Raw genomic sequence first — 14,501 nt, 5'->3', positions numbered from 1 at the left:
GATGGCGGACTGCACGCAGTGCTCCGCTCCTGCGGTGATCGAGGATCTCGACGTGCAGCCGCCACAGCCCTGGTGCCTCGGATGTGCGACCACCCTCGTACGGGCGGGCGATCCGGTGCTCAACTACCGCTCACTCAGCGGCGGGAGTGAATACCAGCGCATCCTGGCCGGTGGCAGCACCCAGGTCCTGCCCTTCGGCTGATCGGCACACCGAAGCGGCCCGCTCCCTGCATGCGGGGAGCGGGCCGCTCACGAAGTCCATGGCCAGCGCTGGTGTACACGCGTCCTCGCAGCGAGGGTGCTGCGAGGACGGCAGCACCCGCCGAGGCTGCCCCGGTACCCGACGGTGGAACCATCGCCAGGATTCCGCCCGGATGGTGCCCGCGATCAGGGAGCCGCGATGCCATCGACGTGAGCGTCAACCCGTACCAGGAAGGGACGACTCCTTCGGGCACTTCGGTGACCCCCAGGCCCGGTATCCGGACCAGCTGTCCGGTCAGGTAGCGCGCGACGTCCGCCCGGCCTGCGAGGTAGCCGTCCAGGCGAGCGAGCTGGTCGTGGGCGATGGCGGCGGCGAGGGGGTGGATGCGGAACTTGAGGCCGGTGCGTAGCCCTGATCCGGGAGCTCACACCGGCTTTCAACACCTCTCGCAAGGTCGACGGCGTCCCTGAGCTCCTGGAGCGTTTGAAGGCCACCTGAGCACGTCAGCACCGGGGCCTCCGGCTCCAGCACTTCCTGGAACACAGGGCGACCCCCTATCCCGGCTGACAGTGGGCGCCCGCGAGGCCCTCGACCTGGGCGGGCGAGGGCCTTCGCGTGTTTCAGTGTTGCTCGCCGCGCTCGGTCGTTCGGCGCTGCATGTCCATCAGCATGGCCAGGGTCTCGGGGTGGACCGTGGGCCCGTCGTCGTCCAGGTCGTCCAGGTCGTCCTCGTCATCATCGTCGTCCTGGGGGTTCTCGCGTGCCTGCGGGAGCAGTTCGTCGTAGCGGGGGTCGCCGGGCTCGATCTTGTGCCAGCCGTCGTAGTAGTACCCCTCCACGGTCCTGCCGCCGTACTTCTGCCAGATGGTCACGCCGTCGGCGTCGAGCATCGGGAACGCGAGGACTTCGTAGGGCTCAGAATGCTCGCTCAAAATACTCCTTCAGGATCTTCGCGGCCTCACGGTCGCCGAATGTGAATTTGGTCAGCTTCTTGGCCGTCCAGTGATTGAAAGCCTCGGCGAAGAACTCGTGCGGCTGGCGGGTGTAGGCGTCGAGCTTCGGGTTTCCGCCGATCCGGTCCAAAACCTGCTGCTGCACATGCTGCCAGTCCGGCTGACGGCTCTTGAAACCGTAGGCCTCGTCAACCGCGTGCCCGAACTCGTGAACCGCGACACTGCTCTTCGTATTGGCGCTCGAATCGATGAGGAGCCTGCGCTCGGTGGGCAGGTACATACCGGGTACGTGTTCCGCGGGTGCGCTGCCGCCCACCGGTTTGACCCCGGCGAGGTGGAAGCCGCCCGGGAGTTCGGTGATGGGCCTGGGGCCGATGCTGATGCCGCCGCCGGGCGCGGCCTTCAGGTAGTCCCAGACGTGGTTGAAGACCTTGGGCGGCACGCGTGCCAGTTCCGTGGTCACCTTGGCGACGCTCGGGTGGGCCTCGACGTACTCGCGCGGGGGCAGCCTGCCGGGCATCGGCAGCTCGACCGGCTTGGCGTGCCTGGGCACGTACGGGGCGCTCTCGGTGGAGCGTGCGCGGGGCCCGGCGGCGCTGCCGACGGCGCCGAGGACGAGGTCGAGGGGCATGACGGGGCCGGTTTTGAAGGCGGTGTCGTAGCCGTAGGTGAGGCCGGCGCCGGTGATCATGCGGCCGGGGACGGTGTCGGCGGCGTTGGCGACCTTGGCGAGGCCCGCGAGGGCGACGGAGGCGTTCTCGGTGGTCTCGGCGGCGGTGGTCACGACGCGGGCGCCGGCGCCGAGGCCGCCCCCGGCGCCGCCCATGATGCCGCCGGTCTCGGCGGAGTCGGCGGCCTCGGTGAGGCTGTAGCCGCCGTCGCCGAACAGCTCGACGCGGATGGGCTGAGCGACCGCGAGGTCGACGGTGATGGCCTCCACCGCGCCGAAGGCGGCACCGACCAGCACGGTGGCGGCGATGGTGGCGATGGCCTCGGACACGGTGACACCGACGGCCGCGGCGGTGGCGACGATGCCCGCGGCGGTGGCGGCGGCGATGTCCGCCGAGATGCTGAAGGTGACGATGGCCAGGGCGGCGCCGACGACGAGGGTGCCGCCGACGATCGCGGCCTCCTCCTCCAGCTTCTTGATCGCCTTGTCGACCTCGTGGGCGAAGTCGCGCAGCGCCTTCGCGAGGGCGCGGCAGGCGTCGGCGGTCTCGGGCAGCCAGCCCTTGCCCTTGCCCGCACTGTCCTTGCCGCCGTAGTACCGGGCCCAGAACTTGCCGAAGGCGTCGATCGCTGGGCCGTGGTTGTTGGCGACGATGGCGGCGGCGGCCTGGTTGGTGGGGGCGGTGACGTTGTCGATGGCGGTGGCCATCGCCTCCCACGCGTCGGCCACCGTGCGCAGCTTGTCCGGGTCGGCGTCCGGCCACCACATGCCGGTGACCTTCTGCACGGCCTTCGCGGCCGCGGACTCACCCATGCGTCACCCCGTACACGTTCACGGAACTCACCACTACGGTGATGAGATCGACGAACCGGCTGACGGGGTTTCACGCGGTGGGCGTGATCCCGCTCACGCGGGGTCGTGATTGCCCGCGAGGCCCCCGGCCTGGGTGGGCGAGGGCCTGCGCGTGGGCGTCAGGACCGGTCGTCGCGGTGCTCGGGGCGGGGCATCTTGAGGGTGGCGAGGACACCGAGGGCGACGGTGGCGATCGCGAGGGCGAGCAGGGCGAGGAGGACCGCACCGACGAAGAACTTCACCGGTGCCACGGCTCGTCCCTCTCCAGGTCTCGGAGGAGGTGGAGGAGGTTGAGGAGAGTGCTCACCGGGGAGTTGCCGAAGTCGATCAGGATGCGGCCGTCGAGGGTCTTCTCGCCGGGCGCGGCGGAGCCCCAGAGGAGGCCGTGCGGGAGGCGCCGGCGGTGCAACTCGCCGAGGAGGGAGGTGATTTGAGTTTCGGTGTAGTCGCGCATCCGGGGGTCTTCCGGGGCGATGGGGTCGCGGGTCACGCGTCGGAGTCCAGCTCGTACCAGGTGGTCTTGCCGCGCTTCTGCGGGTCGACGCCCCAGCGGTCGGTGAGGCCCTCGACCAGCTGGAGGCCCCGGCCGGTCTCGGTGAGGCCGGGGGACGTTCGCGGCTGCGGGAGGGCGTCGCTCTCGTCGGAGACGGTGACGCGGAGGGTCTGGTCGAGGATGGAGAACCAGACGACGGGCGCGGGGGTCGCGCCGTGCCGCCAGGCGTTGGAGATCAGCTCGCAGAGGGCGAGTTCGGCGTTGAAGATGGCCTCGGCGTCCCAGCGGCCGCTGCGGGTCATGGCGTCCCGCAGGGCCTGACGGGAAAGGGTGAGCGAGGGAGTGTTACGGGTGCACACGGGAACCTCCGTGAGGCTGTGGCGTGGGGACAGATGGAGAGGTGATGACGGTCGTCACCGTGAGCCAGACCGGGGCGGCGGTTGCTCTTCGGTGCGCGGGCAGCAGGCGCCTACTGCCCCATACACAGGCATTACTGACGACTCGTCGGATCGAGCTGTGGACGACGATAGCCCATTGGAGCTTAAGGTTAAGCTCAATGCGCGAAGGTTCCCCCGATGGAGTCATCCCCGGATGGCCACCCCTGCGCGCGGCACGGCAGACTGGCGCCTGTACCGGCAGAGAGGACGCCATGGCCAACCGCCAGAACCCGACCCTTCGCCAGCGTCGGCTCGGCGCTGAACTGCGGAGAATGCGAGAGCAGGCCGGCTTCGCAGGCAGCCACCTCGCCCGCTTGCTCGGTGTGACTCCAGCTCTGGTGACGCAGATGGAGAACGGGAAGTCCGCCGTCAGCGTGGAGCGCCTGCACGAGATCGCGGAGGCTTGCATGTGTGCCAACGCGCCCTTGGTTGACGCGCTCGCCGGGATGGCCAGGGAGCGAGATCGGGCCTGGTGGGATGAGTACCGCAACACCCTGACAGCCGCCCCCATTGATGTGGCGGAAATGGAGGGACATGCGAAGAGGCTCAAGAGCTTCAACATCGGCTTCATCCCGGGGCTGCTTCAGACGGTCCCCTACGCCGCTGCCGTTTTCGCGAGAGGTTTCACCCCTCTTCCCGGTCGCGAGGTCGATCGCAGGGTGGGGTTCCGCCTGCGCAGGCAGCAGACTATTCGGTCCGGTGAAACGCCGTACGTGGCACTGGTCCACGAGGCAGCGCTGCGAATTCAGTATGGCGGCCCCGCAGTACTCAAGGAACAGCTCGGTTCCCTCGTCGAAGACTCCCAGCTTCCGGGAGTCTCACTGCGAGTCGTTCCGTTCGATACGGCCGACTTCCCTGGCCCCAGTGAGAACCTGATCTACGCGGAGGGACCGGTGCCGGAGCTGGATACGGTCCAGGCTGACTCGTCCCACGGCTCCCACATCTTCGACTCGCCCGCCCAGTTGGCAGGCTATCGCGCAATCTTTGAGCGCATCGAAGCCGTCGCGCTCCCGGAGAGCGAGTCGCGAGATTACATTCGCTCGATCATGAAGGAACTGAACGACAGGTATGAATAGCTCCGAGTGGCAGAAATCCAGCTTCAGCGAAGCAGCCAGCAACTGCGTCGAGGTGCGCGGACATGAAGGGGTGATCGAGCTCCGGGAGTCCGACGAGGGCGATGTCATCGTCCACACCACCCGCCCGAACTTCGCGGCCTTCCTCCAGGGCGCCAAGGCCGGCGAGTTCGACCACCTCATCACCAACGCCTGAGCGAATCGTTCCGGCGGCCTCTTGCTTCCCGCAAGAGGCCGCCGGTGGCTAGCCTGATTCTCATGACCAGCTCTGCGTGGCAGAAGTCCAGTTACTCAGGATCCAGCAACGCATGCGTTGAGGTTCGGACTGCCAACGCGGCGATTGAGCTCCGCGAGTCCGATGAGAGCGATGTCATCGTGCGCACCACGCCTCACAAGTTCGCCGACTTCCTCCAGGGCGCCAAGGCCGGCGAGTTCGACCACCTGATCGCCGACGCCTAAACAAGAAGCCCCCGCGCCCGCCACCCCGGGGGCGCGGGGGCCGTCTACAGTCCCGGGCCTCAGACCTCCCGGACGCCCTCCCGCCAGACCGCCGCCGTCAGCGGCACGCCCGGGCGGTAGGCGAGGTGGACGTGGGAGGGGGCATCAAGGAGGAGCAGGTCGGCGCGGGCACCAGCAGTGATCACACCGACGTCACTGCGGCGCAGCGCGTGCGCGCCGCCCGCAGTCGCGGCCCAGACCGCCTCGTCCGGCGTCATCCCCATCTCCCGCACCGCCACCGCGATGCAGAACGCCATCGAACTCGTGAAGCTCGATCCCGGGTTGCAGTCCGTCGACAGCGCGACCACCGCGCCAGCGTCCAACAACCTGCGCCCGCTCGGGTACTCGGCCCGGGTGGAGAACTCCGCCCCCGGCAGCAGCGTCGCGACCGTCGCCGAACCCGCCAGCGCCGCGACATCCTCATCTGTCAGGTGCGTGCAGTGGTCCGCCGACGCGGCCCCCAGCTCCACCGCCAGCTGCACGCCCGGCCCGTACGTGAGCTGGTTGGCGTGCACCCTCGGCGTCAGCCCGCGCTCGATGCCCGCCGTCAGGACGGCCCGCGCCTGGTCGCCGTCGAACGCCCCCTTCTCGCAGAACACGTCCACCCAACGGGCGTGCGGCGCACAGGCGTCCAGCATCTCGCCGGTCACCAGGTCCACGTAGCCCGCCGGGTCCTCGGCGTACTCGGGAGCGACGATGTGCGCCCCCAGGTACGTGGTCTCGGGCGTGTGCTTCGCCGCGATCCGCAGCGCTCGGGCCTCGTCCTCGACCGTCAGCCCGTAGCCGGACTTGCACTCGATCGTGGTGGTGCCCTGCCGCAGCGCCTCCCGGACGAACCCGGCCAGGTTCGCCTCCAGCTCCGCATCCGAAGCGGCCCTGGTCGCCGCCACCGTCGTGCGGATGCCGCCCGCCGAGTACGCCTGCCCGGACATCCGGGCGTTGAACTCGGCGGTGCGGTCGCCCGCGAACACCAGGTGGGCGTGCGAGTCGACGAAGCCGGGCAGCAGCGCCCGGCCCTCGGCGTCGAAGCGCTCGTCCGCCGCCGGGGCCTGCGCCGCCGGGCCGACCCAGGCGACGGTGTCGCCGTCGATCACCACGGCCGCGTCGGTGAGCAGGCCGAGCGGCCCGGTGCCGTGCCCGGGGTCATTGGTGACCAGGCTGCCGATGCCCGTGATCACAGTGGTCCTGGTGCTCAAGTCAACGCCTTCCGAAGGGAGTCGGACAAAGGGAGTCGGACAACAGGGTTCAGCAGTCCAGCGCGCCGATCGCGGAGCGCAGCGCCCCCGGCACGTCGGCCACCAGCTGGTGGACGCCGTCCCGGACGACGTGCCGCCCGCCGACCACCAGGTGCCGCACGTCCGCCGCCGAGGCCGCGAACACCGCGATCTCGGCGCCGAGCCGGGGCGGCGGCCCGGCCGTACGGACGGAGTCCAGCGTGATCGCCGTGAAGTCGGCGAGCGCCCCGGCCTCGATCCGCCCGGCCTCGGGCCAGCCCAGCGAGGCGTGCCCGTCCTCGCCACCGGCCCGCAGCAGCGCGTTCGCCGTCCAGTGCCCGCGGGTGCGGGTCCGCAGCCGCTCGTCCAGCTCCAGCGCCCGCGCCTCCTCCCACGGATCGATGATCGCGTGGCTGTCGCTGCCCAGGCTGATCGGGCTGCCCGCCGAGGCGAGCCGGCGGGCCGGGCCGATGCCGTCGGCGAGGTCCCGCTCGGTGGTGGGGCACATGCAGACGGTGGTGGAGGAGTCGGCGAGGAGCGTGACGTCCTCGTCGGTGAGGTGGGTGGCGTGCACGGCCGAGGTGCGCGGGCCGAGCGCGCCGTGGTCGGCGAGCAGCCGCGTCGGGGTGACGCCGTGCGCGGCCAGGCAGGCGTCGTTCTCGGCGGTCTGCTCGGACAGGTGGACGTGCAGCGGCGCCCCGCGCATCGCCGACCAGTGCGCGACGGTGCCCAGCTGCTCGGCCGGGACGGCCCGGACCGAGTGGATGGCAGCGCCGATCCGGGCGTGCTCGCGCGGCTTGAGCGCGTCGGCGCGGACCGCCCAGGCCTCGGCGTCGCCGTCGCTGAACCGCAGCTGCGGGTGGGTGGGTTCGGCGCCGAAACCGGAGGACAGGTAGCAGGTGTCCAGCAGGGTGATCCGGATGCCGGCCCGGGCGGCGGCCTCGATCAGCGCCTCGCCCATCGCGTTCGGGTCGGTGTAGCGGGCGCCGCCGGGCGCGTGGTGCAGGTAGTGGAACTCGCCGACGGCGCTGATCCCGGCGAGCGCCATCTCGGCGTAGACGGCGGTGGCGAGCTCCAGGTAGCTGTCCGGGTCGAGCGCGCCAGCGAAACGGTACATGGTGTCCCGCCAGGTCCAGAATGTCCCGGAGCCGACCTGGACGTGCCCGCGCAGCGCCCGGTGGAAGGCGTGCGAGTGGGCGTTGGCCTGGCCGGGCAGCAGCAGCCCGTCGAGGCGGACGGCGCCGGACGGGCAGGGCCCGCTGTCCGGCTCCACCCGGACGATCCGGCCGTCGGGGCCGGTGGTGATCAGCACGTCCTGCTCGACCACCGGCCCGTTGGGGTGCGGCAGCCAGGCGTACTGCGCCCAGTAGCTCACCGGCACGGTCAATGACACGCCAGGTCCTCCAGTACGTCGGCGAGGGCGGTGACCCCGGCCAGGCAGTCGGCCGTCTCGGCGTGCTCGGCCGGGGAGTGCGAGACGCCGGTGGGGTTGCGCACGAACAGCATGGCGGTCGGGATGGCGGACGCCAGGATCCCGGCGTCGTGTCCCGCGCCGGTGGGCAGCACCGGGGCGTCGAGCAGCTTGGCGAGCCGGTCGCGCAGCGGGCCGTCGAAGTCCACCACCGGGGTGTAGGACTCGCGGGTCAGCTCGACCCGGACGCCGTCGCGCTCGCCGCGCTCGGCGGCGGCCCGCTCGATCTCGGCGACCAGCTCGGTGAGGGTGCGCTCGTCGGCGGCCCGGGAGTCCAACCAGCCGCGCACCAGCGACGCGATCGCGTTGGTGCCGTTGGGCTCGACCGCGACCTTGCCGAAGGTGGCCAGCGCGCCCGCCAGCTTCGCCTTCTTGCGGGCGGCGAGCACCGTGTTGGCGTACGTCAGCATCGGGTCGCGGCGGTCCTCAATCCGGGTGGTGCCGGCGTGGTTGGCCTCGCCGTGGAAGTCGAAGCGCCAGCGGCCGTGCGGCCAGATCGCCCCGGCCACACCCACCGGCTGCCCCTCGGCGAGGTGGCGGCCCTGTTCGACGTGGAGTTCGACGAAGGCGCCGATCCGGGACAGCCGCTCCTCGTCCGCGCCGATCGCGGTCGGGTCGTAGCCGGCCTTCTCCATCGCGTCGGGCAGCCGCACCCCGCCGGCGTCGCGCAGCTCGTACGCGGCGTCGCGGGAGAGCACCCCGGCGGTCAGCCGGGATCCGATGCAGGCCACGCCGAACCGGGCGCCCTCCTCGTCACCGAAGTTGACGATCGCCAGGGGCTTGTCGAACTCGGCCCCGCGGGCGCGCAGTTCGTCCAGGGCGGCGAAGGAGGAGACCACCCCGAGCGGGCCGTCGAAGGCGCCGCCGTCCGGGACGGAGTCCAGGTGCGAGCCGGTGACGACCGCGCCCTCACCGTGAGGATCGCCCAGCCAGGCCCACTGGTTGCCGTTGCGGTCCAGCTCGTACGTCAGGCCGCGGCCGCGGGCCTGCTGCTCGAACCAGGCACGGCACTCGGCGTCGGCGGAGTTCCAGGCGAAGCGGCGGTAGCCGCCGGAGGCGGCGGAGCGGCCCACGGGGAGCAGCTCCGCCCACATCTCTTGGAAGGTCACAGCTCACCCATCGGGACGCGCACACCGCGCTCGGCGGCGACCTCGGTGGCGCGGTCGTACCCGGCGTCCACGTGCCGGATGACGCCCATGCCCGGGTCGTTGGTGAGCACCCGGCGGATCTTCTCGCCCGCCAGCGCCGTACCGTCGGCGACGGTGACCTGGCCGGCGTGGATCGAGCGGCCGATGCCGACGCCGCCGCCGTGGTGGATGGACACCCAGGAGGCACCGGAGGCCACGTTGACCATGGCGTTGAGCAGCGGCCAGTCGGCGATCGCGTCCGAGCCGTCCAGCATCGCCTCGGTCTCGCGGTACGGGGAGGCCACCGAGCCGCAGTCCAGGTGGTCGCGGCCGATCACGATCGGGGCGGACAGCTCGCCGGAGGCGACCATGTCGTTGAAGCGCTCACCTGCCTTGTCGCGCTCGCCGTAGCCGAGCCAGCAGATGCGCGCGGGCAGGCCCTGGAAGTGCACCTTCTCCTGGGCCATCTTGATCCAGCGGGCCAGCGACTCGTTCTCCGGGAAGAGGTCGAGGACGGCCTTGTCGGTCTTGTGGATGTCCTGCGGGTCGCCGGACAGCGCGGCCCAGCGGAACGGGCCCTTGCCCTCGCAGAACAGCGGGCGGATGTACGCCGGGACGAAGCCGGGGAAGGCGAACGCGCGGTCGTAGCCGGCCAGCTGGGCCTCGCCGCGGATCGAGTTGCCGTAGTCGAAGACCTCGGCGCCACGGTCCAGGAAGCCGACCATCGCCTCGACGTGGGCGGCCATCGACTCGCGGGCGCGCTGGGTGAACTCGGCGGGCTTGGCGGCCGCGTAGTCGGCCATGTCGTCGAAGGCGACGCCGACCGGCAGGTAGGCCAGCGGGTCGTGGGCGCTGGTCTGGTCGGTGACGATGTCGATCGGCGCGTCCATCGCGAGCAGCTGCGGGACCAGTTCGGCGGCGTTGCCCAGCACGCCGATGGAGAGCGGCTGCTTCTTGTCGCGGGCGGCGGTGGCGAGCTCCAGGGCGTGGCTGAGGTCCTTGGCCTCGACGTCCAGGTAGCGGTGCTCGATCCGGCGGGAGATCCGGGACGGGTCGCAGTCGATGCAGATCGCCACGCCGCCGTTCATGGTGACGGCCAGCGGCTGGGCGCCGCCCATCCCGCCCAGACCGGCGGTGAGGGTGATGGTGCCCTCCAGCGTGCCGTTGAAGCGCTTGTTGGCGACGGCGGCGAAGGTCTCGTAGGTGCCCTGGAGGATGCCCTGGGTGCCGATGTAGATCCAGGAGCCGGCGGTCATCTGGCCGTACATGGTGAGCCCGAGGCTCTCCAGCCGGCGGAACTCCTCCCAGTTGGCCCAGTCGCCGACCAGGTTGGAGTTGGCGATCAGCACGCGCGGCGCCCACTCGTGGGTCTGCATGACGCCGACCGGCCGCCCGGACTGGACCAGCATGGTCTCGTCCTGCTTCAGCCCCTGCAGCGTCTTCACCATGGCGTCGAAGGAGCGCCAGTCCCGCGCGGCCTTGCCGGTGCCGCCGTACACGACCAGCTTCGAGGGGTGCTCGGCCACCTCGGGGTCGAGGTTGTTCATCAGCATCCGCAGCGCAGCCTCCTGCTGCCACCCCTGCGTCGTGAGTCCCGTCCCCCGCGCCGCACGCACCTCACGCGGCCCGCTCGCCTGCTGCTGCACCATGTCCCGGCCTCTCTGCGGATGGATTCATTCAAGCTCGGTTCGACTGAATATAACTAAACAAGCCACTTTCGACCAGACCCCCGAACAATCCGATCAGCCCCGGCGGCCACCGACCTCCACCCGCGCCCCAGACCCTCGGCCACCCACCCGTTCGGCCTGGCAACGGCGGGCATCGAGCATCAGGAGCGGACACCCGCGCGCATCACGGCGAGGGGTTAACAGATTCGAGCTCACGGCAATGCGCTTGCGGCGTCAGCGACGCGACTGTAGTGTCCGGAAAGACGGGAACGGCACGCACAGGCCGGTGATCCGCCACGGCCGCGCAGTGCCTCCGAGGCGATGCGCCCGAGAAACAGCAGTGCCCCGGGCGGCATGCAGGCAGAGGCGACCCGGGGCTTACTCGACCGAGATTACCAGTCGTCTCCGGGGCTGCAAGGCCTCACCGTCCACTCGGGGGATTCCGTGAACACCGGCGAATGGCCCACCTGGGCAGAGCGCAGCCTCTCGGGAGCGCGCCTGCAGACCTACGCCACGGCGGCCGGTGGCCGGTCTGCGGCGATCCGGTTGTACTGGTGGAACATCGAAGTGTCGGCCGCCTTCTACGGTCCCCTTCACTGTCTTGAGGTGGCCCTGCGCAACGCCCTGCACGGCGCCCTCATGCACAGGTTCGGACGCCCCGACTGGTGGTCGATCGCACCGCTGGACGCTGATGGCGCCCGGCTCGTCTCGGACGCCCAGACCAAGTGCGGGCGGCGGATCAACCACCGACCGGCGACTGCCGACGACGTGGTCGCCGAACTCTCCTTCGGCTTCTGGGTGAAGCTGCTGTCCAGGAGGTACGACCGGACCTTCTGGGTCCCGGCCCTCCACCGGGCCTTCCCACGCGGATCGGGACGCCGGGACGACCTGCACCGGCAGTTCACCACCATGATGCTGTTGCGCAACCGCATCAGCCACCACGAACCGATCCACCACCGCCGTCTGGAAGCCGACCACGCGACTCTCTTCCGCCTCCTGGACCTCCTGAACGCCGACCTGTCGGCCGAGGCGAGGCAGCTGGACAGGGTCCCGACCGTACTGAAGCAGCGCCAGGACACCTGCGCCGGCCTGCGCACCCCACAGTTCTGACCGAAGGTGGTGAGCACCATGCCGGAGGGCACCGCACGATTCATCTCCCGTTCCGGCATCGCCAAGCACGCCGGGGTGAGCCGACCCGCCGTCAGCAACTGGGAAAGGCGCCACCCCGACTACCCGAAGCCGGTGCTGGTAGGGGGGGCCGAGTTGTTCGCGGTCGACGAGGTGGCCGCATGGCTGTCGCCACGTGCGATTCCGGCCAATGCACTCAACTCCGACGAGCGCCCCGGAACCACCTACGGCGACCGGTTCCGTCGATCCGCAGGCATCCGCGAAGAGACGGACGCGCCCGACCCCGCGCTGTCGCGTCGCCTGGCGACGGCGCTGCTGGGCCCACTCGGCGAGCCCTGGCGTCATTCGGGCCGGGAATCCCTGTACCTGGAACTCCTCCTGTCACTCGTCTTCGTTCGTGGGTACGCTCCGACCGAGTGGCGGACTGCCACGTATGACCTTCACCACGGGCGAAGCCCGATCTGGAGCCTGGCCCGGATCCGGGCCGACCTGCTCGGGCCGGAGGGCGACGGATGGGTCGGCGAGGCCGACGGGCCTATCACCGATCCCGAGCGATGGTCTCTGGAGAGGGCCGGCCACCTCATCGAGGAGATCACCCACGCACCCCAGGCCGCCGACCTGTTCGGCCTACTGCTCCAGACCGAGACCGAGAAACTCGGACGGCGCGGCGAACAGCTGGTGACTCCGCCGTCCCTGCGTCGGCTCATGGTCGAGTTGGCGGGCGAGCTCCCGCAGCCTTCCGACATCTACGATCCGTTCTGCCGCTCCGGCGAGCTGCTCGTGGAATTCGGCGGCAAGCCAACCGGGCGCGGCCCGACCGTGGACCTGGCCGTCGCCGAGACCCCGAACGAACGGCACCGCCGGATCGCCGCGATGAACCTGATGCTGCACGGCGTTCCGTTCCGGACCGCGATCGAGCCTTACCTGCCCAGTGAACGTGGGCGGACCGGGCCAGTCGCCTACGACCTGGTCCTGACCAATCCACCATTCAGCATGAAGGCCCGCTACGACGCACGTTTCGCCTGGGAGGACTGGCCGTTCGGCACTCCACCGGAGCGTAATGCGGACTTGGGATGGATCCAGCACGCGGTCCGGTCGTTGACCCCCGACGGGCAGGCCATCGTCGTCATGGCCAATGGTGCGGCCTTCCGCGGGGGCAGGGAGCGCGAGATTCGCGCCCGGCTCCTGTCAGCCGGCGTCGTCGAAGGAGTGGTCGCGCTCCCCCCCGGCCTCTTCAGCTCGACGACCATCGGGGTCTGTCTGTGGCTCCTGCGCCGCCCCTCCGGGGACTCCCCACCGGACGTGTGGTTCGTCGACGCCCGGGAAGCGGGAGAGATGGACACCCGCACGCTGCGCGTACTGACCGAGACGGACGTGTCGGAGCTGGTCGCCGAGTACCGGGCGTGGCGGCGAGCTCCCCACGAGTTCACCGGAACCCGCTCCCCTCGCTGGTCGAGCAGCCGCGCCACCTTCGCTGAGATCAAGGCGGCGGACTTCGTACTCGACCCGGCCAGATACATGCACCGGTCCGGCCCCCCGATCGACCTGGCCGCCACCACGGACCGGCTGCACCGGATCCGCGAGGAACTGGCTCGCCTGCACGTGCGAGCCCAGGAAGTGGACCACCAGGTCGCCCGCCTGCTGAACGGAATGCCATGACGTACAGTGCCGAGCAGCCGATCCCGGCCGACTGGACGACCACGGAACTCGGCGTGCTCTGTGAGATCCAGTCCGGCCCCGGCCACCTCACGAATCCGGCGAGCCGCAGCAACGCCGGCATCCCGTTGCTGCGCCCGATGAACATCGGCTACCGGGGGCAGATCGTCCACGCCGATCTCACTTTCCTGCCCCAGGAGGCAGAGTCGAAGGTCGATCAGTACCGCCTGCGGCCGGGCGACATCGTTTGCGCGCGCACGGGAGATCCGGGGCGGGCGGCCCGCATCACCGATGCAGAAGCAGGCTGGCTGTTCAGCGGCAACCTGCTGCGGCTGCGGCTCCGAGCCCCGGAATGGCAGGGGTACCTGCTGCACTACCTGGGCAGTCCCGTGGCCAAGAACTGGTTCGAACAGGCCAGTACGAGCACCGTCGGCATCCCGAGCGTCACGGTGGCGGCCCTCTCCAAGCTGCCGGTGAACCTGCCGCCCCACGCGCAAGCCGCCGCCATCACGGAGATCCTGGAAGGGCTGTCGGAGAAGATCGCCGTCCACGAAGAGATCGCCCGTACCACCGCAGAGCTGCGCGACCTCATCTCCCCGGCAATGTTCACCGGGGCCATGTCGCCGCACTGGAACTGAGCGCGCCGGTCCTCTCGTCACGCCGCGGCGTCGCCGCCGTCCCAGTCGATGCCGATCTCGGCGAGCCAGCGGCGGTCGGCGGCGTCGGGGGCGGGCGGGGAGGGCGGGCGGGGGATGTTCTGGACCGGACCGAGGCCGTACTTCTCGGCGGCCGCGGTGGCGCGGGCGTCGGGTTCGATGACGCCGACGTGGACGGCGGACTCGTCGCCCGGGTCGAGGACGGTCAGTTCGGGTTCGGGCAGGCGCCGCAGGGTGACGCGGCGTCCGCAGGCGGGGCAGGACCATTCGTCGGCACCCGAGGCCAGGCGGGCGACGAACTTCATCTCGTGGATCACGCGCATGGGCGGCACCCCCTGCATTAGGGGATGCCCGGGTTCGTGGCAAGTACTCCCCCGGCCTCATGTCGAGGCTGTGCTCATTCC

General features: G+C 70.5%; 17 protein-coding genes and 1 pseudogene. 7 read left to right on the top strand and 11 right to left on the bottom strand.

The features are described from left to right. The first annotated feature begins 1 nt into the window (after position 1). A complete protein-coding gene (locus tag HS99_RS44150) occupies positions 2-202 on the top strand; it encodes a hypothetical protein (protein WP_030291246.1) in 201 nt (66 codons plus the stop codon). On the opposite strand, the pseudogene HS99_RS48445 reads toward HS99_RS44150, so the two are convergent. From HS99_RS48445 to HS99_RS20010, 6 genes and pseudogenes are all read right to left on the bottom strand, one after another. Beyond that, positions 135-593 (bottom strand): annotated as a pseudogene (locus HS99_RS48445) (hypothetical protein); the annotation flags it as partial. The gene HS99_RS44150 and the pseudogene HS99_RS48445 sit on opposite strands and share 68 nt — an antisense overlap. 229 nt (positions 594-822) lie before the next feature. After that, a complete protein-coding gene (locus HS99_RS20025) occupies positions 823-1,134 on the bottom strand; it encodes a hypothetical protein (RefSeq protein ID WP_141763769.1) in 312 nt (103 codons plus the stop codon). Then, positions 1,118-2,638, bottom strand: coding sequence for a WXG100-like domain-containing protein (locus HS99_RS20020; RefSeq protein WP_046385434.1), 1,521 nt, complete (start codon positions 2,636-2,638; stop codon positions 1,118-1,120). Before HS99_RS20020 ends, HS99_RS20025 begins: the two co-directional genes overlap by 17 nt. Before the next feature lie 158 nt (positions 2,639-2,796). Continuing rightward, positions 2,797-2,928 carry a hypothetical protein gene (locus tag HS99_RS47860; protein WP_267885545.1) on the bottom strand — a complete coding sequence of 44 codons (132 nt, stop codon included), beginning with the start codon at positions 2,926-2,928 and terminating at the stop codon, positions 2,797-2,799. Beyond that, positions 2,916-3,167: a hypothetical protein gene (locus HS99_RS20015; protein WP_030553195.1), complete on the bottom strand. Its 252-nt coding sequence runs from the start codon at positions 3,165-3,167 to the stop codon at positions 2,916-2,918. Before HS99_RS20015 ends, HS99_RS47860 begins: the two co-directional genes overlap by 13 nt. After that, a complete protein-coding gene (locus HS99_RS20010) occupies positions 3,164-3,529 on the bottom strand; it encodes an ATP-binding protein (RefSeq protein WP_046385433.1) in 366 nt (121 codons plus the stop codon). Before HS99_RS20010 ends, HS99_RS20015 begins: the two co-directional genes overlap by 4 nt. 290 nt (positions 3,530-3,819) lie before the next feature. Here HS99_RS20010 and HS99_RS20005 point away from each other — a divergent pair, with 290 nt between their 5' ends. The 3 genes from HS99_RS20005 to HS99_RS19995 all read left to right on the top strand — a co-directional run bounded on the left by HS99_RS20005 (position 3,820) and on the right by HS99_RS19995 (position 5,139). Next, positions 3,820-4,683 carry a helix-turn-helix domain-containing protein gene (locus HS99_RS20005; RefSeq protein ID WP_030553191.1) on the top strand — a complete coding sequence of 288 codons (864 nt, stop codon included), beginning with the start codon at positions 3,820-3,822 and terminating at the stop codon, positions 4,681-4,683. Then, positions 4,676-4,876: a DUF397 domain-containing protein gene (locus HS99_RS20000; protein ID WP_030553189.1), complete on the top strand. Its 201-nt coding sequence runs from the start codon at positions 4,676-4,678 to the stop codon at positions 4,874-4,876. Before HS99_RS20005 ends, HS99_RS20000 begins: the two co-directional genes overlap by 8 nt. Before the next feature lie 62 nt (positions 4,877-4,938). Continuing rightward, positions 4,939-5,139, top strand: a complete 201-nt coding sequence (locus HS99_RS19995) for a DUF397 domain-containing protein (protein ID WP_030553187.1) — start codon at positions 4,939-4,941, stop codon at positions 5,137-5,139. 59 nt (positions 5,140-5,198) lie between these two features. Here the strand turns inward: HS99_RS19995 and hutI are convergent, their stop codons facing one another. The 4 genes from hutI to hutU are packed head-to-tail and all read right to left on the bottom strand — an operon-like array spanning position 5,199 to position 10,639. Further along, on the bottom strand, positions 5,199-6,374 hold the full coding sequence (hutI, locus tag HS99_RS19990; RefSeq protein ID WP_030553185.1) for an imidazolonepropionase: 1,176 nt from the start codon (positions 6,372-6,374) through the stop codon (positions 5,199-5,201). Between the two features lie 49 nt (positions 6,375-6,423). Continuing rightward, a complete protein-coding gene (locus tag HS99_RS19985; protein WP_232543293.1) occupies positions 6,424-7,785 on the bottom strand; it encodes a formimidoylglutamate deiminase in 1,362 nt (453 codons plus the stop codon). Continuing rightward, a complete protein-coding gene (locus tag HS99_RS19980; RefSeq protein WP_030281058.1) occupies positions 7,776-8,957 on the bottom strand; it encodes an allantoate amidohydrolase in 1,182 nt (393 codons plus the stop codon). Before HS99_RS19980 ends, HS99_RS19985 begins: the two co-directional genes overlap by 10 nt. A gap of 11 nt (positions 8,958-8,968) precedes the next feature. Continuing rightward, positions 8,969-10,639, bottom strand: coding sequence for a urocanate hydratase (gene hutU / locus HS99_RS19975; RefSeq protein ID WP_030281056.1), 1,671 nt, complete (start codon positions 10,637-10,639; stop codon positions 8,969-8,971). 462 nt (positions 10,640-11,101) lie between these two features. Here hutU and HS99_RS19970 point away from each other — a divergent pair, with 462 nt between their 5' ends. From HS99_RS19970 to HS99_RS19960, 3 genes are read left to right on the top strand one after another with little or no spacing between them, the layout of a single operon-like run. Continuing rightward, complete coding sequence (locus HS99_RS19970) at positions 11,102-11,767, top strand: hypothetical protein (RefSeq protein ID WP_030281054.1); 666 nt, start codon at positions 11,102-11,104, stop codon at positions 11,765-11,767. Between the two features lie 18 nt (positions 11,768-11,785). Further along, the gene (locus tag HS99_RS19965) at positions 11,786-13,444 is read left to right on the top strand and encodes an N-6 DNA methylase (RefSeq protein ID WP_030281052.1); all 1,659 of its coding nucleotides are present in this window, start codon (positions 11,786-11,788) and stop codon (positions 13,442-13,444) included. Next, positions 13,441-14,079, top strand: coding sequence for a restriction endonuclease subunit S (locus HS99_RS19960; RefSeq protein WP_030597239.1), 639 nt, complete (start codon positions 13,441-13,443; stop codon positions 14,077-14,079). Before HS99_RS19965 ends, HS99_RS19960 begins: the two co-directional genes overlap by 4 nt. Positions 14,080-14,096: 17 nt before the next feature. On the opposite strand, the gene HS99_RS19955 is transcribed toward HS99_RS19960, so the two are convergent. After that, positions 14,097-14,420 (bottom strand): hypothetical protein, encoded by a 324-nt coding sequence (locus tag HS99_RS19955; protein WP_033350007.1) that lies wholly within the window; start codon positions 14,418-14,420, stop codon positions 14,097-14,099. Positions 14,421-14,501: the final 81 nt, after the last annotated feature.

This window comes from Kitasatospora aureofaciens (assembly GCF_001188955.3).
In the GTDB taxonomy this organism is placed as follows: Bacteria; Actinomycetota; Actinomycetes; order Streptomycetales; family Streptomycetaceae; genus Kitasatospora; species Kitasatospora aureofaciens.
The sequence above is the reverse complement of the archived record's forward strand: the minus strand, read 5'-3'. Positions and strand labels throughout refer to the sequence as shown.

Coding starts and splice junctions, on each gene's coding strand:
- HS99_RS44150 (WP_030291246.1), top strand. CDS start 2: ATGGCGGACTGCACGCAGTGCTCCGCTCCTGCGGTGATCGAGGATCTC.
- HS99_RS20020 (WP_046385434.1), bottom strand. CDS start 2,638: ATGGGTGAGTCCGCGGCCGCGAAGGCCGTGCAGAAGGTCACCGGCATG.
- HS99_RS20005 (WP_030553191.1), top strand. CDS start 3,820: ATGGCCAACCGCCAGAACCCGACCCTTCGCCAGCGTCGGCTCGGCGCT.
- HS99_RS20000 (WP_030553189.1), top strand. CDS start 4,676: ATGAATAGCTCCGAGTGGCAGAAATCCAGCTTCAGCGAAGCAGCCAGC.
- HS99_RS19995 (WP_030553187.1), top strand. CDS start 4,939: ATGACCAGCTCTGCGTGGCAGAAGTCCAGTTACTCAGGATCCAGCAAC.
- HS99_RS19980 (WP_030281058.1), bottom strand. CDS start 8,957: ATGTGGGCGGAGCTGCTCCCCGTGGGCCGCTCCGCCGCCTCCGGCGGC.
- hutU (WP_030281056.1), bottom strand. CDS start 10,639: ATGGTGCAGCAGCAGGCGAGCGGGCCGCGTGAGGTGCGTGCGGCGCGG.
- HS99_RS19965 (WP_030281052.1), top strand. CDS start 11,786: ATGCCGGAGGGCACCGCACGATTCATCTCCCGTTCCGGCATCGCCAAG.
- HS99_RS19960 (WP_030597239.1), top strand. CDS start 13,441: ATGACGTACAGTGCCGAGCAGCCGATCCCGGCCGACTGGACGACCACG.
- HS99_RS19955 (WP_033350007.1), bottom strand. CDS start 14,420: ATGCGCGTGATCCACGAGATGAAGTTCGTCGCCCGCCTGGCCTCGGGT.